Below are 19,126 nucleotides of genomic sequence, written 5' to 3'. Positions count from 1 at the left end.
TCAAGGAGCCCGGCCGGATGAACACCCATAAGCATGCCCGATTGACCTTCCTACGTCGACTCGAAATGGTCCAGCAATTGATCGCCCATCAAGTTTGTGTGCCTGAAGCGGCCCGCGCCTATGGGGTCACCGCGCCGACTGTGCGCAAATGGCTGGGCCGCTTCCTGGCTCAGGGCCAGGCGGGCTTGGCCGATGCGTCCTCGCGCCCGACGGTCTCGCCCCGAGCGATTGCGCCGGCCAAGGCGCTGGCTATCGTGGAGCTGCGCCGCAAGCGGCTGACCCAAGCGCGCATCGCCCAGGCGCTGGGCGTGTCAGCCAGCACCGTCAGCCGCGTCCTGGCCCGCGCCGGTCTGTCGCACCTGGCCGACCTGGAGCCGGCCGAGCCGGTGGTGCGCTACGAGCATCAGGCCCCCGGCGATCTGCTGCACATCGACATCAAGAAGCTGGGACGTATCCAGCGCCCTGGCCACCGGGTCACGGGCAACCGACGCGATACCGTTGAGGGGGCCGGCTGGGACTTCGTCTTCGTGGCCATCGATGACCACGCCCGCGTGGCCTTCACCGACATCCACCCCGACGAGCGCTTCCCCAGCGCCGTCCAGTTCCTCAAGGACGCAGTGGCCTACTACCAGCGCCTGGGCGTGACCATCCAGCGCTTGCTCACCGACAATGGCTCGGCCTTTCGCAGCCGCGCCTTCGCCGCGCTGTGCCATGAGCTGGGCATCAAGCACCGCTTTACCCGACCTTACCGCCCACAGACCAATGGCAAGGCCGAACGCTTCATCCAGTCGGCCTTGCGTGAGTGGGCTTACGCTCACACCTACCAGAACTCCCAACACCGAGCCGATGCCATGAAATCCTGGCTACACCACTACAACTGGCATCGACCCCACCAAGGCATCGGGCGCGCTGTACCCATCTCCAGACTCAACCTGGACGAATACAACCTATTGACAGTTCACAGCTAGGATGCCGCCGACCCCGGCGCCATGCGCCGGGGTCGGCCGTCGCAAATCATTTCATCTCCAATTGAAACTAAATAATTCGGCGCCGTGTTGCGCCGCAGCACGGCGCGTACGCTGGTTTTGCGCCTCACGCCTAGGGGCTTTCCCCGACGCCAGAACAGGGTGAATGTATCTGTTTGCTTCGGTCCTGGGGTTGGTCGACGATTCAAAATCGTCTAAGATGCGGCCTTCTTCGTTTAGTTTCTTTCAATTTTCTGCGAGCCTTGTATCGGCAACTTCGCCGGTGACCAGGCCGCTGTCTTACAGGATGGCCCCAGCCCGCGGCGCGGCCTCCTGCTGCTAGTGTCGGTTTGTATTGGCGGTTCTGCCCGTCTTCCGCACAACCCCCTTAGCTCCACGGCATGGTCCGGCGTCTGCCCGGTCCCGTGTCCCTGACCTATGGAGGCAAAAGCCAATGCGTTTCACCCCAGTAAAGACCCTGGCCGCCCTGGCCGCACTATGCGCGTTCAGCGGTGCGGCCCAGGCAGCCGACAAGCCCCAGTGCGAAGTCTCGCGGCCCGTCAATTTCGGCGGCATGAATTGGGAATCCAACCTCGTCCTCGTCGACATCGAGCGCTTCATCATGGAAAAGGGCTATGGCTGCAAGACCGAGGTCTTGCCCACCGAGACCCTGCCGGCGCTGGCCGCCCTGGAGCGCGGCGACCTCGACATCAATACCGAAATCTGGCTCAACAGCGTTGCCGACCCCTGGGACCGCGCCCAGAAGACCGGCAAGGTCAAGCGGGTGGGCGAGCTCTACATGGGCGGCGAAGCCTGGTTCGTTCCGCGCTACACCGCCGAGCGCCTGCCCGAGCTGAAGTCGGCGGCCGACCTGCCCAAGTTCAAGGACCGTTTCAAGGACCCCGAGGAGCCCGGCAAGGGGCGCTTCTATGGTTGTCCGGCGGGCTGGGGCTGCGAAGTGACCAGCACCAACCTGTTCCATGCGCTCAAGCTGGGTGACAGCTACACGCTGTACTCGCCCGGCACCGGCGCGGCGCAGAAGGCGGCCCTGATGTCCGCCTACAAGCGCAAGCAGGACGTGGTGTTCTATTACTGGTACCCCACGCCGCTGGTCGGCTCGATGGATCTGGTCAAGCTGGAACTGCCGCCGTACGATGCGGAAAAGCACAAGTGCCTGACGGCGCCCAAATGCAGCGATCCGCAGCCTAGCGCCTATCCCGAGAACCCGGTGTTCACCGCTGTGAATACTCGGTTCTCGGAAGAGGCGCCCAAGCTGACCGAGTTCCTGTCCAAGGTGGCGGTGCCGCTGCCGGTCATGGACCAGACCCTGGCCCACATGGAAGAGTCCGGCGACGAGTCCGGCGCCGTGGCGCAGTGGTTCCTGAAGAACCAGGCCGACGTCTGGAAGAAGTGGGTGCCGGCCGACGTGGCCGAGCGCGTCCAGACCGCCCTGTAGCGGTCCAGGGCCACGATGGCGCCATTGCGCCGCCGTGGCCCGCGATGGCGCCCGACGGGGGCGCCGATCGCGCCCGGCGCGGCCATAGGCCCCGGGCATCCCGTGTCGCCGGCCCCGTACGCCGGAGCGGCCCTTTCCCGGGCCGCGCGATACGCCAGAATGGAGTCGCCTGATGTTCCCTGAAGTCATTCCCGCGCGCGCAGTGCGCGGGGCCATCGACGGATTCGTCGATCATCTCGTTACCAACTACGCCGACACGCTGGAAGCGATGTCGCAACCTTTCCTGAGCGTGCTGGTCTGGCTGGAGCAGGTGCTGCGCCAGTCGCCGTGGTGGGCGGTGGTGGCGGTCACCATCGCCATCGCGTGGCTGGTCAGCCGCCGCATCGGCCTGAGCCTGGCCATGGGCGCGCTGCTGTGCGTCATCGGCGTGCTGGGCCTGTGGGACGCCGGCATGCAGACGCTGGCGCTCATGATCATGGCCGCCGGCCTTTCGGTGGTGATCGGCATCCCGCTGGGCGTGCTGATGGCGCGGGTGGACTGGCTGCGCGCCGGCATGCTGCCGGTGCTGGACGTGATGCAGACCATGCCCAGCTTCGTGTACCTGATCCCGGTCGTGATGCTGTTCGGGCTGGGCAAGATCCCGGCCATCATCGCGACCGTGATCTACGCCGTGCCGCCGCTGATCCGCCTGACCGACCTGGGTATCCGCTTGGTCGACCGCGAAGTCCTGGAGGCGGCGCGCGCCTTCGGCGCCAATCCGCGCCAGCAGCTGTTCGGCGTGCAGTTGCCGCTGGCCCTGCCCAACATCATGGCCGGGATCAACCAGACCACCATGATGGCGCTGTCGATGGTGGTCATCGCCTCGATGATCGGTGCGCGCGGCCTGGGCTATGAAGTGCTGCTGGGCATCAACCGCCTGGAGGTCGGCCGCGGACTGCTGGCCGGGCTGGGCATCGTCGTGCTGGCGGTGCTGTTTGACCGCATCACGCAATCGTACGGGCAACGCGTACGCACGGGAGGCCAGCGATGAGCAAAATCGAAGTCAAGAATATCTACAAGATCTTCGGCCCGCATCCCGGCAAGTGGCTGCAGGCCGCCCGCGACGGCATCAGCAAGGAAGACCTGCTGGCCAAAAGCGGCCACACGCTGGGCCTGCGCGACATCAGCCTGTCCATCGAGGAAGGCAGCATCTACGTGATCATGGGGCTGTCGGGGTCGGGCAAGTCGACGCTCATCCGCCACTTCAACCGCCTGATCGAGCCCAGCGCCGGCCATATCCTGGTCGATGGCGTGGATGTGGTCAGCCTGAACAAGCGCGACCTGGAGACGTTCCGCCAGAAGAAGATGAGCATGGTCTTCCAGCGCTTTGGCCTGTTCCCCCACCGCACGGTGCTGGACAACGCCGGCTACGGGCTGGCGGTGCAGGGCGTGGCGCGCGCAGAGCGCGAACAGCGGGCCCGCCATTGGCTCGACCAGGTAGGCCTGTCCGGCTTCGAGAACCAGTATCCCCACCAGTTGTCGGGCGGGATGCAGCAGCGCGTGGGGTTGGCGCGGGCGCTGGCCACCGACGCCGAGATCCTGTTGATGGACGAAGCCTTCTCGGCCCTGGACCCGCTGATCCGCCGCGAGATGCAGGACCACCTGCTGCAGCTGCAGGCCAAGCTGAACAAGACCATCGTGTTCATCACGCACGACCTGGACGAGGCGCTGCGCCTGGGCAACCGCATTGCGATCCTGAAGGACGGCGAGCTGGTGCAGGAAGGCACGCCGGAAGACATCCTGCTCAATCCCGCCACCGAATACGTGCAGTCGTTCCTGCAGGACGTCAACCGCACCAAGGTGCTCAACGCGGCGCACGCGGTCAACCCGCCGCGCCTGACCTTGACGATGCGCTCGCGGCCGGCGCATGCGCTGGACCGCATGCAGGCGCTGAGCTACGAGTACGCTCCGGTGCTCGATGGCAAGCGCCTGGCGGGCGTGCTGATGGCCGCCGCCGCGCAGCAGGCGGTGGACGAGGGCGCGCGCGATGTGTCGCGCTTCGTCGAGGACCTGGCCTCGGTGCCGGCCACCGCCGGCCTGGACCAGGTGCTGGCGCAGCTGGTGCACAGCGACCAGCCGGTGGCGGTGACGGGCGAGGGCGACGAGTTCATCGGCATGCTGTCGCGCAAGAAGGTGGTCGAGCTGGTCACGCCGGTGCTGGCCGAGTCCGACTCGGCCGACGGGCAGGGCGATGCTGCGGACGCGGCCTCGGACGGCGCGGGGCAGGCGCACGAGCGCGACGCGGCCTGAGCCGGCCGCCCGCGGGTTTCGCCGCACGCCCCGACGGCGATATGATGGAAGACGGTCACCAGTGGGTGGCCGTTTTCCCAATCGCTCTCGGAACCCTGTCATGCCTCTCTTGAATGTACAGATCATGCAAGGCCACCAGCCGGCGCAGAAGTCGGCGCTGCTCGCGGCCGCCTGCCAGGCTGTGGTCGACAGTATCGGCGCGCCGCTGGCCAGCGTGCGCGTGGTGCTGGAGGAAGTCCCTGCCGCCCATGTCATCGTGGCGGGCGAGCTGGGCCGGCAAATGGCGCTGGTGACGGTGGACATGATCGCCGGCCGCACCGACGAGCAGAAAGAGGCGCTGATCGGCGCGCTGAACCGCGCCGTGTGCGACAGCATAGGCATCGACGGCACGGATGTGCGCGTGATGATCCACGACGTTTCCAAGGCCAACATGGGCGTGGCCAATGGCATCAGCGCCCGGGCGGCGGGCCGCTGAGGCATGCCGCGGCGAGCGGCGGTATGATCGATTGCATGGCCATACCGCATGAAAACAGGAGGAATTGACATCATGAACGAAGTCGTAGTCGTAGCCGCTGCCCGTACCGCCATTGGCGATTTCGGCGGCGGCCTGAAAGACGTGGCGCCCTGCGACCTGGGCGCCACGGTCATCCGGGAAGCGCTGGCGCGCGCCGGCGTGGCCGGCCCCGAGGTCGGCCACGTCGCCGTCGGCCATGTCATCAACACCGAGCCGCGCGACATGTACCTGTCCCGCGTGGCCGCGATCAACGCCGGTATCGGCAAGGAAACCCCGGCGTTCAACGTCAACCGCCTGTGCGGGTCGGGGCTGCAGGCGATCGTGTCGGCCGCCCAGACCATCATGCTGGGCGATACCGAGATCGCCGTGGGCGCGGGCGCCGAAAGCATGAGCCGCGCGCCGTATATCGCCCCGGCGCAGCGCTGGGGCGCGCGCATGGGCGACAGCGCCATGGTCGACATGATGACCGGCGCGCTGTCCGATCCGTTTGGCCGCATGCACATGGGCGTGACGGCCGAGAACGTGGCGGCGCGCTATTCCATCAGCCGCGCCGACCAGGACGCGCTGGCGGTCGAGTCGCATCGCCGCGCCGCGGCCGCCATCGACGCGGGCCGCTTTCGCGACCAGATCGTCCCGGTGACGTTGAAGACGCGCAAGGGCGAGACAGTGTTCGACACCGACGAGCACGTGCGCCGCGACATCACCATCGAAGGCATGGCGGCCCTGCGGCCGGTGTTCCAGAAGGAAAACGGCACGGTCACGGCGGGCAACGCGTCGGGCCTGAACGACGGCGCGGGGGCGGTGGTGCTGATGAGCGCGGCCGCGGCGGCGCAGCGCGGCATCGCGCCGATGGCGCGCCTGGTGGCCTATGCGCATGCCGGCGTGGACCCCGAGATCATGGGCATCGGCCCGGTGCCGGCCACGCAGGCCGCGCTCAAGCGCGCTGGCCTGACCGTCGACCAGCTCGACGTGATCGAGGCCAACGAGGCGTTCGCCGCGCAGGCCTGCGCGGTGACGCGCCAGCTGGAGCTGGATCCCGCCAAGGTCAATCCGAACGGCAGCGGCATCAGCCTGGGCCATCCCATCGGCGCGACCGGGGCCATCATCACGGTCAAGGCCTTGTACGAGTTGCAGCGCGTGGGCGGCCGCTACGCGCTGGTGACGATGTGCATCGGCGGCGGGCAGGGCATCGCCGCCATTTTCGAGCGCGTCTGAGGTCCGGCGCTCGTGGCGCCGCTGGCGCCGCGAGCCCGCCCTCGCCCTGCGGCGAGGGGGGGGCGCAGTGGCTACAATGCCGCGATGCCTATTCGCTACACCCCCTCAGAACTCGACCAACCTTCGCTGTCCGAAGCCGACGGCATCCGTTATCTGCATTTCGGCACCGAGTGGGTGCAGGGCGCGATGCTGATCCGCGACCCGGCCCGGCTGGTGCTCGAGTACACCGCCCAGATGATGGCCTGGCTGCTTTTTCTCGAGCCGCCGCGCGAACAATCCATCGGCCTGCTCGGCCTGGGCGCGGGGTCGCTGGCGCGGTTCTGCCTCAAGCACACGCGCAGCCCGGTGACGGTGGTCGAATGGAACCCCCAGGTCACCGCGGTCTGCCAGATGTTTTTCCGCCTGCCCACGCCGCAGCGCCTGGACGTGCATCATGACGATGCCGGCGCCTGGGTGGCCGACCCTGCGCGCGCCGGCGATTGCCCGGTGCTCATGGTCGATCTCTACGACGCGCAGGCGCGCGGCCCGGTGCGCGATTCGGTCAAGTTCTACCGCGATTGCCGCCGTGTGCTGGGCGAGGTGGGCGTGCTGTCGGTCAACCTGTTCGGCCGCCACGAGAGCTACGGGCGCAACATCGACAACCTGAGCAAGGCTTTCGACGACCGCCTGGTGCTGCTGCCCGAGATCGACGCGGGCAACCAGATCGTGCTGGCGTTTTCCGGCCCGCCGCTGGCCATCACCCCGGCCGAACTGCTGGCGCGCGCCGAAACCGTCGAGGCGCAGTACGGGTTGCCGGCGCGTCGCTGGGCGCGGGCATTGACCCGCCACGCGGTCGACGGCGTGCTGCACTTCTGAGCGGGCGGCTTCCTCCCCTGGGAATATCCTAGGCGCGCGGTCCTTAACGGCCGCCGCAAAGCAGGCTACCATCGCCTTATTCATAATTATGAATTACGGCCTAGGGGCAGCCCATGACTACACCCATCGTCCGGCAGGCGTTGTACCTGGAAGTGGCGGATCGCTTGCGCACCATGATCCGCACCCATGCGCTGGGCGCCGGCGCATGGGTGGACGAGGCGGGGCTGACCGAGCAGCTGGGCATCTCCCGCACGCCGCTGCGCGAGGCCCTCAAGGTACTGGCTACCGAGGGCCTGGTACGCCTGGAGCCGGGCCGGGGCTGCTTCGTCAACGAGCTGACGGTGCGCGACCTGGAGCAGATCTTTCCGCTCATGGCCATGCTGGAGGGACGCTGCGCCTTCGAGGCGGCGCAGCGCGCCGGCGAAGACGACCTGCGCGCGCTCGAACCCTTGCACCGCGCCCTGCAGGCGCATGCGCAGGCCGGCCGCATCGACGCCTATTACGAGACCAACTACCGCATCCACGTCGCGGTGCAGACCCTGGCCGACAACCGCTGGCTGTCCGACATGGTCGACAACCTGCGCAAGGTGCTCAGCCTGTTTCGCCACAAGAGCCTGGCGCTGCCGGGGCGCATCCGCGAATCCTGCGCCGAGCACATGGCCATCTTCGCCGCGCTCAAGGCGCGCGACCTGGAAGGCGCCGAGGCCCTGACCCGCAAGCACCTGCTGCGCCAGTTGGCCGCCCTGCAGGCGCTGGCCGGGCAGGAGCCGGCCGGCGGGGCCGCCGCCATCGATTCACCCGCCGTTCAAGCCGTACAGGAGCTCAACCATGTCCGCACTCGATCCCCAGGCATCCGCACGCGTCGCACGCACGCCTGACGCCGAACCGGAGGCGGTCGACGCATCGGCCGCCGGCGAAAGCGCCGGCCTGATCGCCCGGCTGGGCCGGCTGTTCGAGCGAGACAGGCTGCCGCCGCCGGCCGACCTGGCGCAATTGTTCGAGGCGCGCCTGACCGATGTGCGCGCCAACAAGCTGGCGCAGGCCTGGCGCCTGGCCTACGAGCAGGCCGACGGCAAGCGGCGCCGCGCCATGCTGGGCGGGCTGGCGCAGGTCGGCGCCGGCATGCAGGGCGACGGCGCGCAGGGCACGCGCCTGTTCAAGCGGTTCAATGCCTTGCCCGACGGACTGCGTTTCCTGGTGGCGCTGCGCGCCGACATGCTGCGCTGGCGCAAGCAGGTCGCCGGACTGCAGGCCCTGGACAAGGAGCTGGAGGCGCTGCTGTCGGCCTGGTTCGACGTGGGCCTGCTGGAGCTGCGCCCGCTGACCTGGGACTCGCCTGCCTCGCTGCTCGAGAAGCTGATCCTCTACGAAGCCGTGCACGAAATCCGCTCGTGGGACGACCTGCGCCACCGGGTGGCGGGCGACCGGCGCTGCTATGCGTATTTCCATCCGCAGATGCCGGATGTGCCGCTGATCTTCGTGGAGGTGGCGTTTTCGGCCCAGATGGCCGACAACGTCCAGGCGCTGCTCGACACCAGCGCGCCGCCGCAGGACCTGGACAAGGCGCGCTGGGCGATCTTCTATTCCATCTCGAATACGCAGCCCGGCCTGCGCGGGATCAGCTTCGGCAACTTCCTGCTCAAGCGCGTGATCGACCGCCTGCTGCAGGAACTGCCCAAGCTGAAATTCTTCGCCACGCTGTCGCCCATCCCCGGTTTCGTCGACTGGCTGTCGCGGCTGGACGCGCAGGAGGTCGAGCAGGCGGTGCGCGACAAGGCGCGCACGCGCAGCGGCGCGCCGGACGGCGCGCGCTGGGTGGCGCGGCTGGCGCGCGCGGCCACGGGCAAACCGTCGGAAGTGGTGCAGCGCGCGGGCCTGCGCCTGGCCGCGCGCTACCTGCAGGCGATGCGGGCCGGCCAGCCGCTCGATCCGGTGGCCCGTTTCCATCTGGGCAACGGCGCGCGCATCGAGCGCCTGAACTGGGCCGCCGACACCTCGGCCAAGGGGCTGGCGCAGTCCTGCGGCATGATGGTGAACTACCTCTACGAACTGGGCGAGCTGGACGGCAACCTGGCCCGCCTGAACGAAGGCAAGCCGCAAGTCAGCCGCGGCATCGCGCGCCTGGGATGAGCCGCGCCATGAAGCCGAATTCCCCGCCCGGGCAGATCCTGTGCCGCATCGACGCCGGCGTGGCCCATGTCACGCTGAGCCATCCGGGCCGCATGAATGCCATGACGGTCGCGATGTGGCGGCAGCTGCGCGAGGTCTTCGAGGCCCTCGGGGCCGACGCTGCGCTGCGTGGTTGTCGCCGGCGCCGAAGGGCATTTCGCCGCCGGCGCCGACATCCGCGAGTTTCCGGCCGAACGCGCCGACCTGGCCGGGGTGCAGCGCTATCACCGCGAGATCCTGGCGCCGGCGCTGGCCGCGGTGGCCGCCTGCCCGCATCCCGTGCTGGCCCGTATCGAGGGCGTGTGCGTGGGCGGCGGCCTGGAGATCGCCGCGCAGTGCGATCTGCGCATCGCCGCCGAGTCGGCCCGCTTCGGCGTGCCGATCGGCAAGCTGGGCTTTCCGATGGCGCCGGACGAAATGCGCGGCCTGCTCGACCTGGTCGGCCGCGCGGTGACGCTGGCCATCCTGCTCGAAGGGCGCGTCTTCGACGCCGCCGAAGCGCTGCGCCTGGGGCTGGTCACGCGCACGGTGCCCGCGGCCGAACTGGACCAGGCGGTGCAGCGCAGCGTGGCCGCCATCCTGGGCGGCGCCCCGCAGGCGGCGCGCCTGAACAAGCGCCAGGCGCGCCGCCTGTGCGCCGGCGCGCCGCTGGGCGAAGACGAATACCTGGATTTCTTTTCCTATGCCGAAAGCCGCGACCACCGGGAGGGCGTGCGCGCCTTCCTGGCCGGCACGGCCCCCACATTTACCGGAGACTAGACAAGGTGAGCAACGCCAACCTATATGCTGTGCTGGAGGGGGGCTTCCCCGCCGATCGCGACCGCGTGGCGCTGGAGACCCCGACGCTGCGCTATACCTGGAACGACATCGACCGCGCCAGCGCCTGCCTGGCCAATCTGCTGGCCTCGCTGAAGCTGCCGGCCGGCGCGCGGGTGGCGGTGCAGGTCGAGAAGTCGCCCGAGGCGCTGCTGCTGTACCTGGCCACGCTGCGCGCGGGACTGGTCTACCTGCCGCTGAACACGGCCTACCGCGAAGCCGAGATCGAATACTTCCTGGGCAACGCCGAGCCGGCCGTGGTCGTGTGCACCAGCGCCAATGCCGGCTGGGTGCGCCGCGCCGCCGCCAAGGCGGGCAGCGCGCACGTCTACACCCTGGACGAAGACCGTACCGGCACGCTGCTGCAGGCCGCCGCCGCGATGCCGCAGCGCTTCAGGACGGTGGCGCGCAAGGCCGACGACCTGGCCGCCATCCTGTACACGTCCGGCACCACCGGCCGCAGCAAGGGCGCCATGCTGTCGCACGGCAACCTGGCCTCCAATGCCCGCGTGCTGCACCAATACTGGGGCTGGCGCGAGGACGACGTGCTGTTGCACATGCTGCCCATTTTCCACGTGCATGGCCTGTTCGTCGCTTCGCACGGGGCGCTGCTGGCCGGCGCGCGCATGATCTGGCTGCCCAGGCTGGACGTGGACCAGGCGCTGCGCTATCTGCCGCAGAGCACGGTCATGATGGGCGTGCCTACCTATTACGTGCGGCTGCTGGCCGATGCGCGCTTCGACCGCGCGGCCTGCGCCAACATGCGGCTGTTCATTTCCGGCTCGGCGCCGCTGCTGACCGAGACGTTCGCCGATTTCCAGGCCCGCACCGGCCAGACCATCCTGGAGCGCTACGGCATGAGCGAAACCGTCATGCTGACCTCCAATCCCTGCCGGCCCGCGGACGGCGAACGCCTGGGCGGCACGGTGGGCAAGGCGCTGTCGGGCGTGCAGGTGCGGGTGGTGGATGACGCGGGCCAGGCTGTGGCGGCCGGCGAGATCGGCAACGTGCAGGTGCGCGGGCCGAACGTCTTCTCCGGCTACTGGCGCATGCCCGAGAAGACGCGCGAGGAATTCACCGCCGATGGCTGGTTCAAGACCGGCGACGTGGGCCGCTGGGGCGGCGAGTCGGGCGGGCGCGCGGTGCCGGCCGATTACCTGTCGATCGTCGGGCGCAGCAAGGACCTGATCATCTCGGGCGGCTACAACGTCTACCCCAAGGAGATCGAGACGGTCATCGACGAGATGCAGGGCGTGCTGGAGTCGGCCGTCATCGGCGTGCCGCACCCCGATTTCGGCGAGGCCGTGGTGGCGGTGGTGGTGCCGCGCGCCGGCGCGGCGATCGATGTCGCCGCCATGCAGGCCGACCTGAAGTCGCGCATCGCCAATTTCAAGGTGCCCAAGCGGATCCACGTCGTGGACCAGTTGCCGCGCAACACCATGGGCAAGGTGCAGAAGAACGTTCTGCGCGATACCTACGCCGCGTCCTGACGCGATATCGACGGCGCGCGCCGCCAGGGCGCGCGTCCCCATGCAGCAGACCAGGAAGGAGTGCAGACCACCAGACAGACAACCGCAGGATTTGGACGCGTCAGATGTACATACAAGCCGGCCGCCAGCGTGGCGAGCACGGCGCATAACAGACCGGGCCGGCAGGCCCCGCTACGCTGTACCAACGAGGAGACACCATGAAATACTCCATCCTGGGCGCCGCGCTCATCGCCGCGACGGCGCTGGGCGCCGCGGCGCCGGCTCAGGCCGCCTGGCCGGAGCGCCCCGTCACCATCATCGTGCCGTTTCCGGCCGGAGGCGGCACCGACACCTTCGCGCGCCCGCTGGCCCAGCAACTGGGCATGCAGCTGGGCCAGAGCGTGGTCATCGACAACAAGGGGGGCGCCGGCGGCACCGTGGGCGCCGCCGTGGCGTCCAAGGCCAAGCCCGACGGCTACACCTTCTTCATGGGGGGCGCCCACCATGCCCTGGCGCCATCGCTGTACAAGAACCTGAGCTACGACATCCAGAAGGATTTCGTGCCGGTGGCCCTGCTGGCGCAGCCGCCCCAGGTCGTGGTCATCAACACCGCCAAGTTGCCGGTCAAGTCGCTGCAGGAGTTCATCGAATACGCGCGCAAGCGGCCGGGCGACATCAACTTCGGCACCGCCGGCAAGGGCAGCACCCACCACCTGGCCGGCGAACTGTTCGCCATGCAGACCGGCATCAAGTTGGTCGACGTGCCGTACCAGGGCGCCGGGCCGATGCTCTCGGCCTTGATCGGCGGCCAGGTGGACCTGGCCTTCGACGGGCTGGGATCGTCGGCGGGGCATATCCGGGCCGGCACCATCAAGCCGCTGGCGGTGGCGGCGCCGCAGCGCTCGCCGTCCTTTCCCGACGTGCCCACCGCCAAGGAGGCGGGCGTGCCCAACTACGAGGTATCGACCTGGTACGCCCTGTGGGCGCCGGCCGGCACCCCGCAGGAGGCGGTCGACAAAATGACCGCTGCCGTGACCAAGGCCCTGAACGATCCCAAGATCAGGGAAACCTGGGCGGGCAACGGCTCGGCAATCCCCGACCTGACCGGCCCGCAGTTCGGCGCGTTCGTCGACAGCGAGGTGACGCGCTGGGCCAAGGTGGTCAAGGATTCGGGCGTCACGCTGGACTGAGCGGGTGTACAGTGAGGGACGAAAGGGGAGCGGCGCCGGCCGGCGCCGCTCTTCTTTCATCGCTGGTTCCGTATTGCAGGCGGCCTGGCCGCGGGATCGCATGGCGCGGGCTTGCCCGTGCGCGAGCCCCGGCGGGCCCTTTTCAAGGAGCGTGTGATGAAGTCCCTGATAGCCTTGGCCTTGGCGGCCATGTCCGGCGTGGCCGCCGCCCAGTCCGTCGAAATGTCCCTCCTGAGTCCCAAGGGCGACGACCAGAAGATCGGCCAGATCAAGTACGAACAGACCGACTACGGGGTATTGTTCACCCCCGACCTGCACGGCCTGGCGCCCGGCGTGCACGGCTTTCACCTGCATGACAAACCCTCCTGCGCGATGACCAAGGTCGACGGCAAGGACATGGTCGGCGGTGGCGCGGGCGGACACTGGGATCCGGACAAGACCGGGGCCCACAAGGGGCCGTACGACAAGACCGGCCACAAGGGCGACCTGCCGGCCGTGTACGTCACGTTAGACTACACGGTTTCATGGCCGCACGACCTGCGGGAGGCCGCGGGGGCGCCATGGACGATAACTACCCGAGGGTCTAAGGAGCAGACAACATGCTGATCGGAAAAAAACATTTTCTGACGGTAGGCGCGCTGGCGCTGGCGATGGCTATCCACGCCGCACCGGTCATGGCGCAGCAGAAATCGGTGGCGATCACGACCATCGTCGAACACCCCGCGCTCGATTCCGTGCGCGACGGCGTACAGGACGCCCTGAAGCAGGCGGGTTACGAATCGGGCAAGAATCTGAAGTGGCAATACCAGAGCGCCCAGGGCAACACCGGCACGGCCGCGCAGATTGCGCGCAAGTTCGTCGGCGACCGCCCTGACGTGATCGTGGCGATCGCCACGCCGTCGGCCCAGGCCGTGGTGGCGGCCACCAAGGACGTGCCGGTGGTGTATTCGGCCGTGACCGACCCGGTGGCCGCGCAGTTGGTGCCCTCGATGGAGGCCTCCAACACCAACGTCACGGGCGTGTCCGACCTGTTGGCGCTGGACAAGCAGATCGAGCTGATCAAGAAGGTGGTGCCCAATGCCAAGCGCGTGGGCATGGTCTACAACCCGGGCGAAGCCAACTCGGTCGTGGTCGTCAAGCAGATGCAGGACCTGCTGCCCAAGGCCGGCATGACGCTGGTCGAGGCGGCCGCGCCGCGCACGGTGGACGTGGCCTCGGCCGCGCGCAGCCTGATCGGCAAGGTCGACGTCATCTATACCAACACCGACAACAACGTCGTTTCGGCGTACGAGTCGCTGGTCAAGGTGGGCAACGACGCCAAGATCCCGCTGGTGGCTTCGGACACCGACAGCGTCAAGCGCGGCGCGATCGCCGCGCTGGGCATCAACTACCGCGACCTGGGCGTGCAGACGGGCAAGATGGTGGTGCGCATCCTCAAGGGCGAAAAGCCCGGCGCCATGCCCTCCGAGACCAGCTCCAAGCTGGAGCTCTACGTGAATCCGGGCGCCGCCGCCAAGCAGGGCGTGACGCTGTCCGACGCGCTGGTCAAGTCCGCGGCGCAAGTCATCAAGTAATCGCGTATTCGGCCGGGCGCCGCGCGGCGCCCGGCCGGCATTTCCACCGAACACAATTCAAGGCAGCGCCGGCCTCATCCACAAGACAGGGCTGGCCAGGTTCTCCTACATGTCATTGTTCTCTTTGCTCGGGGCGTTGGAAATCGGCCTGATCTTCAGCCTGGTCGCGCTGGGGGTGCTGATTTCCTTCCGCCTGTTGCGCTTTCCCGACCTCACGGTCGACGGCAGCTTCCCGCTGGGCGGCGCGGTGGCCGCGACCCTGATCGCCGCGGGCTACGACCCCTTCACCTCCACCAGCGTCGCCACCCTCGCCGGCGCCGCCGCCGGGCTGGTCACCGGCTGGCTCAACGTGCGGCTGCGCATCATGGACCTGCTGGCCAGCATCCTGATGATGATCGCGCTGTACTCGGTCAACCTGCGCATCATGGGCAAGCCCAACGTGCCCCTGATCACCGAACCCACCGTCTTCACCCTGCTGCAGCCGCAGTGGCTGAGCGATTACGTGGCGCGGCCGCTGATCCTCCTGGTGGTGGTCATCATCGTCAAGCTGGCGCTGGACTGGTTCCTCGCCACCCAGGCCGGCCTGGCCATGCGCTCGACCGGCTCCAACGGCCGCATGGCGCGCGCCCAGGGCGTCAATACCGGCGCCATGATCCTGGCCGGCATGGCGCTGTCGAACGCGCTGGTGGCGCTGGCGGGCGCGCTGTTCGCGCAGACCCAGGGCGGCGCCGACATCTCGATGGGCATCGGCACCATCGTCATCGGGCTGGCCGCGGTCATTGTGGGCGAGAGCATCCTGCCGTCGCGCCGCCTGGTGATGGCGACCCTGGCGGTCATCCTCGGCGCCATCGTGTACCGCTTCTTCATCGCGCTGGCCCTGAACAGCGATTTCATCGGACTCAAGGCACAGGACCTGAACCTGGTGACGGCCGTGCTGGTCACGATCACCCTGGTGATTCCGATGCTCAAGCGCCGCCTGGTCGGCAGGAAGGGGGCCTGACATGCTGAGCGCCAAGGATCTGCACATTACCTTCAATGCCGGCACGCCGATCGAGACGCGCGCGCTGCGCGGGCTGTCGCTGGACATTCCGAACGGCCAGTTCGTGACCGTCATCGGCTCCAACGGAGCCGGCAAGTCGACGTTTCTCAATGCCATCTCCGGCGACCTGCCGGTCGACACCGGCACCATACGCATCAACGATGCCGACGTGACCCGCCAGCCGGTCTGGGAGCGCGCCGGACGCGTGGCGCGGGTTTTCCAGGACCCCATGGCGGGCACCTGCGAAGACCTGACCATCGAAGAGAACATGGCGCTGGCCCAGATGCGCGGCGCCAGGCGCGGCTTCAGCCGGGCCGTCAAGGCGTCGATGCGCGAGGGTTTCCGCGAGCGGCTGGCGACCCTGGGCCTGGGGCTGGAGAACCGCCTGGCCGACCGCATCGGCCTGCTGTCGGGCGGGCAGCGCCAGGCGGTCAGCCTGCTGATGGCCGCGCTGCAGCCTTCGCGCATCCTGCTGCTGGACGAGCATACGGCCGCGCTGGACCCGCGCACCGCCGATTTCGTGCTGCAGCTGACCGCCCGCATCGTGGCCGAGAGCCAGCTCACCACCATGATGGTCACGCACAGCATGCGCCGGGCGCTCGACGTGGGCGAGCGCACCGTCATGCTGCACCAGGGCCAGGTGGTGCTGGACGTGTCCGGCGACGAGCGCAAGGGCATGGACGTGCCCGACCTGCTGGCCATGTTCGAGCGGGTGCGCGGCGAGAAGCTGTCCGACGACGCGCTGCTGCTGGGCTGAGCCCGCCGGGGCTGCCCCGGGCGCGTCAGTCCAGTACGCCCAGCATCACGCTGGCGGCGTCGAACAGGGCGCAGACCGGCATGCCGGCGGCCAGCGCCAGGTCGCGCGCGCTTTCCTCGGTGATGATGGCCGCCAGCGTGCCGCCGCCGTCGAGGTCGACGATGATCTCGCTGTTGACGGCGCCCGGCCGCACCTCGGCCACCTTGCCGGGCAGCTGGTTGCGCGCGGACAGGCGCAGGCCGGGGCCGGGCAGGCCCAGCAGCACCGCCTGCGCCTTGATCAAGGCGATGGCCTGGGTGCCGGGCGCCAGGCCCAGTTCTTCGGTGCTGGCGCGGGTAATGACGGCCGCGATGCGCTGGCCGCCGGCGATGCGCAACACGATTTCGTCATTGACGGCGCCGGCATGGACCGCCTCCACGGTGCCCAGCAGGCGGTTGCGGGCGCTGGTCTTGAGCATGAATCGCCTCATGATGTCGATGTCGCCGGCGGCGTCCAGCCCGCTGGCGGCCAGGTGCTGGACGAAACGCTGGTGTTCGGCCTGCAGCGCCCGGAACGTGGCGATCAGGCGGCGCGCGCGGTCGGTCAGGCGCGTGCCGCCGCCGCCGCGCCCGCCGGCCGAGCGCAGCACCAGGGGTTCGCCGGCCAGGTTGTTCATGGCGTCGATGGCGTCCCAGGCGCCCTTGTAGCTCATCCCGGCGGCGCGCGCGGCGGCGCTGATCGAGCCGGTGGCCTCGATCTGGGCCAGCAGGTCGATGCGATGCTGGCCGCCCCAGGGCTGGTCGCCCGAGCGCAGCCAAAGCGTGCCGTCGAGTTGCAGGGAAGGTGCGGACATGGCGGTCTGGCCGGCGCGGCCGGCGGATGGCGGATGCAAATGAGAGTTTATTGCAAGTTGCCTCCGATCGCGGCATGATGGGCGCTCACACGTCGCTACACAGGTGAGACATGCAGATCGTCAAATTGCTTACCGTCTCGGTGGCCGCCGGCTTGCTGGCCGGCTGCGCGTCGGGCCCCACGCTACGCAGCGATTATGACCACAGCGCCAACTTCGCGCAGTACCGCACCTTCGCGTTCATGTCGCCGCTGGGCACCGACCGGGCCGGCTACAGCAGCCTGCTGACCGAACGCCTCAAGCAGGCCACTCGCGGCCAGCTCGAGATGCGCGGCTATACCTATGACGAGAGCAAGCCCGACCTGCTGGTCAACTTCAACGGCAAGCTGCAGGAAAAAACCCAGGTGACGCCGGCGCCGCCGCCCATGGGCCCATACTACGGCTACCGGGCCGGCTTCTACGGCGGCTGGCCCGGCTACGGCTGGGGCGACGACGTCTACCAGTACACCGAAGGCACGCTGAACATCGACCTGATCGACGCGCGCCGCCGGCAACTGGTCTGGGAGGGCGTGGCGACGGGCGAGGTCAACGATCTCGACAAGGCGCAATCCGCCGCCAGCGTCGAGCAGGGCGTGGCGCAGATCTTCTCTAAGTATCCGTTCCGCGCCGGCAACGGCCAGCCGCAGACGCCTCCCAAGCCGTAGCGGGGCGCCGATGAGCAAGCGCAAGGCGCGCCGCGGCGCCGGCATGCTCGACTACGAGACGGTGGCGCTGGTGCTGCAGGGCGGCGGCGCCCTGGGCGCGTACCAGGCCGGCGTCTACGAGGGTCTGCATGCCGCGGGCATACGGCCGAACTGGCTGGCCGGCATTTCCATCGGCGGCATCAATGCGGCCATCATCGCCGGCGCCCCCGTGGACGAACGGGTCGGGCGCCTGCGCGGCTTCTGGGAAGCCATCTGCCGGCCCACCGGATTCGCCGGGCTGCCCTGGGGCGATGCCTGGGCGGCGCTGTTCGCCAACGCGCCGTTCGGCTTCGGCTCCAACCAGAGCAACGGCCAGCTGGCTGCCTTCAACGCGCTCACGCGCGGCCAGCCGGGGTTTTTCGAGCCGCGCTTTCCGCCGCCGTACCTGGTGCAGGGGGGCGGGGCGGCCGCGACCAGCTTCTACGACACGACGCCGCTGCTGCAGACGCTGCGCGACTATGTCGATTTCGACCTGCTCAACCGCGGCGATGTGCGGGTCAGCCTGGGGGCGGTCAACGTACGCACCGGCAATTTCGCCTACTTCGACAGCCGCGAGACCGTCATCAGGCCCGAGCACGTCATGGCTTCCGGCGCGCTGCCGCCTGGCTTTCCCGCCATCGAGATCGATGGCGAGTTCTACTGGGACGGCGGTCTGGTGTCCAACACCCCGCTGACCAAGGTGCTGGCGGTCCACCCGATGCGCGACACGCTGGCTTTCCAGGTCGACCTGTGGCCGGCGCGCGGCCCCTTGCCCGCCAGCCTGGAAGAGGTGGCGGAGCGCCAGAAGGATATCCAGTACTCCAGCCGCACGCGCATCGTCACCGATACGTTCCGCCGCCAGCTCAAGCTGCGCCGCAGCCTGCAGCGCGTGCTCGACCGCCTGCCTGCGCGGGTGCGCAGCAGCCCCGAGCTGGCCGAGGTCCGGCGCGAGGCCTGCACGCCACTGGTCAACGTGGTCAACCTCATCTACGAGGCCAACCAGTTCGAACGCCATTCCAAGGACTACGAGTTCAATACCGAGTCGATGCGGGAGCACTGGCGCTTCGGCCTGGCCGACATCGAACGCACGCTGGCGCAGCCCGGCGTGCTGGACAAGCCGTCGCCCGACGAGAGTTTCGTGACGCACGACATCCACCGCGCGGACGCTTGAACCTTGTATCTAGGACGAGTTCGCTTTTCTTGGGGGAGGCGATTGCAATCGGGTGGGATGGCGTAGCCTCTTGCGCCTGCCGCTTCCGCACCTCCC

Annotated in this window: 18 protein-coding genes and 1 pseudogene; 18 read left to right on the top strand and 1 reads right to left on the bottom strand. The window is 68.6% G+C overall.

Annotated features, from left to right (window positions below; translation table 11 throughout):
* Window positions 1–17 precede the first annotated feature (17 nt).
* From BN118_RS10675 to BN118_RS10600, 16 genes and pseudogenes are all read left to right on the top strand, one after another.
* Window positions 18–968, top strand: a complete 951-nt coding sequence (locus BN118_RS10675; RefSeq protein WP_005012067.1) for an IS481-like element IS481 family transposase — start codon at window positions 18–20, stop codon at window positions 966–968.
* A gap of 451 nt (window positions 969–1,419) precedes the next feature.
* Window positions 1,420–2,421: an ABC transporter substrate-binding protein gene (locus tag BN118_RS10670; protein ID WP_003818523.1), complete on the top strand. Its 1,002-nt coding sequence runs from the start codon at window positions 1,420–1,422 to the stop codon at window positions 2,419–2,421.
* Window positions 2,422–2,593: 172 nt separating this feature from the next.
* Window positions 2,594–3,451 (top strand): ABC transporter permease, encoded by an 858-nt coding sequence (locus tag BN118_RS10665; protein WP_003810306.1) that lies wholly within the window; start codon window positions 2,594–2,596, stop codon window positions 3,449–3,451.
* Window positions 3,448–4,710 carry a quaternary amine ABC transporter ATP-binding protein gene (locus tag BN118_RS10660; RefSeq protein ID WP_003810308.1) on the top strand — a complete coding sequence of 421 codons (1,263 nt, stop codon included), beginning with the start codon at window positions 3,448–3,450 and terminating at the stop codon, window positions 4,708–4,710. The genes BN118_RS10665 and BN118_RS10660 overlap by 4 nt, the downstream gene beginning before the upstream one ends.
* 100 nt (window positions 4,711–4,810) lie before the next feature.
* On the top strand, window positions 4,811–5,185 hold the full coding sequence (locus tag BN118_RS10655; RefSeq protein ID WP_003818524.1) for a tautomerase family protein: 375 nt from the start codon (window positions 4,811–4,813) through the stop codon (window positions 5,183–5,185).
* Window positions 5,186–5,257: 72 nt separating this feature from the next.
* A complete protein-coding gene (bktB, locus tag BN118_RS10650) occupies window positions 5,258–6,439 on the top strand; it encodes a beta-ketothiolase BktB (protein ID WP_014905810.1) in 1,182 nt (393 codons plus the stop codon).
* A gap of 84 nt (window positions 6,440–6,523) precedes the next feature.
* The gene (locus tag BN118_RS10645; protein ID WP_010930714.1) at window positions 6,524–7,294 is read left to right on the top strand and encodes a class I SAM-dependent methyltransferase; all 771 of its coding nucleotides are present in this window, start codon (window positions 6,524–6,526) and stop codon (window positions 7,292–7,294) included.
* A gap of 113 nt (window positions 7,295–7,407) precedes the next feature.
* The gene (locus BN118_RS10640) at window positions 7,408–8,172 is read left to right on the top strand and encodes a GntR family transcriptional regulator (RefSeq protein ID WP_010930715.1); all 765 of its coding nucleotides are present in this window, start codon (window positions 7,408–7,410) and stop codon (window positions 8,170–8,172) included.
* A complete protein-coding gene (locus tag BN118_RS10635; RefSeq protein WP_010930716.1) occupies window positions 8,123–9,424 on the top strand; it encodes a malonyl-CoA decarboxylase domain-containing protein in 1,302 nt (433 codons plus the stop codon). Before BN118_RS10640 ends, BN118_RS10635 begins: the two co-directional genes overlap by 50 nt.
* A pseudogene (locus BN118_RS10630) lies at window positions 9,421–10,222 on the top strand (enoyl-CoA hydratase/isomerase family protein). The gene BN118_RS10635 and the pseudogene BN118_RS10630 overlap by 4 nt, the downstream one beginning before the upstream one ends.
* A gap of 5 nt (window positions 10,223–10,227) precedes the next feature.
* Window positions 10,228–11,769 carry a malonate--CoA ligase gene (locus BN118_RS10625; RefSeq protein ID WP_014905809.1) on the top strand — a complete coding sequence of 514 codons (1,542 nt, stop codon included), beginning with the start codon at window positions 10,228–10,230 and terminating at the stop codon, window positions 11,767–11,769.
* 197 nt (window positions 11,770–11,966) lie between these two features.
* Window positions 11,967–12,938 carry a Bug family tripartite tricarboxylate transporter substrate binding protein gene (locus BN118_RS10620; RefSeq protein ID WP_014905808.1) on the top strand — a complete coding sequence of 324 codons (972 nt, stop codon included), beginning with the start codon at window positions 11,967–11,969 and terminating at the stop codon, window positions 12,936–12,938.
* A gap of 156 nt (window positions 12,939–13,094) precedes the next feature.
* The gene (locus BN118_RS10615; protein WP_227914988.1) at window positions 13,095–13,544 is read left to right on the top strand and encodes a superoxide dismutase family protein; all 450 of its coding nucleotides are present in this window, start codon (window positions 13,095–13,097) and stop codon (window positions 13,542–13,544) included.
* Window positions 13,538–14,512, top strand: coding sequence for an ABC transporter substrate-binding protein (locus tag BN118_RS10610; RefSeq protein WP_014905807.1), 975 nt, complete (start codon window positions 13,538–13,540; stop codon window positions 14,510–14,512). The genes BN118_RS10615 and BN118_RS10610 overlap by 7 nt, the downstream gene beginning before the upstream one ends.
* A gap of 109 nt (window positions 14,513–14,621) precedes the next feature.
* A complete protein-coding gene (locus tag BN118_RS10605; RefSeq protein ID WP_014905806.1) occupies window positions 14,622–15,512 on the top strand; it encodes an ABC transporter permease in 891 nt (296 codons plus the stop codon).
* 1 nt (window position 15,513) lies between these two features.
* Window positions 15,514–16,308 carry an ABC transporter ATP-binding protein gene (locus BN118_RS10600; protein ID WP_010930719.1) on the top strand — a complete coding sequence of 265 codons (795 nt, stop codon included), beginning with the start codon at window positions 15,514–15,516 and terminating at the stop codon, window positions 16,306–16,308.
* A gap of 25 nt (window positions 16,309–16,333) precedes the next feature.
* Here the strand turns inward: BN118_RS10600 and BN118_RS10595 are convergent, their stop codons facing one another.
* Complete coding sequence (locus BN118_RS10595) at window positions 16,334–17,140, bottom strand: TOBE domain-containing protein (RefSeq protein WP_003818535.1); 807 nt, start codon at window positions 17,138–17,140, stop codon at window positions 16,334–16,336.
* 110 nt (window positions 17,141–17,250) lie between these two features.
* On the opposite strand from BN118_RS10595, the gene BN118_RS10590 reads away from it, so the two are divergent.
* Both BN118_RS10590 and BN118_RS10585 read left to right on the top strand, forming a co-directional pair.
* On the top strand, window positions 17,251–17,841 hold the full coding sequence (locus BN118_RS10590; RefSeq protein ID WP_003810329.1) for a DUF4136 domain-containing protein: 591 nt from the start codon (window positions 17,251–17,253) through the stop codon (window positions 17,839–17,841).
* A 10-nt stretch (window positions 17,842–17,851) separates the two neighbouring features.
* Window positions 17,852–19,030, top strand: a complete 1,179-nt coding sequence (locus BN118_RS10585; protein ID WP_010930720.1) for a DUF3734 domain-containing protein — start codon at window positions 17,852–17,854, stop codon at window positions 19,028–19,030.
* Window positions 19,031–19,126 lie beyond the last annotated feature (96 nt).

Source organism: Bordetella pertussis 18323, assembly GCF_000306945.1.
GTDB lineage: Bacteria > Pseudomonadota > Gammaproteobacteria > Burkholderiales > Burkholderiaceae_B > Bordetella > Bordetella pertussis.
The sequence above is the reverse complement of the archived record's forward strand: the minus strand, read 5'-3'. Positions and strand labels throughout refer to the sequence as shown.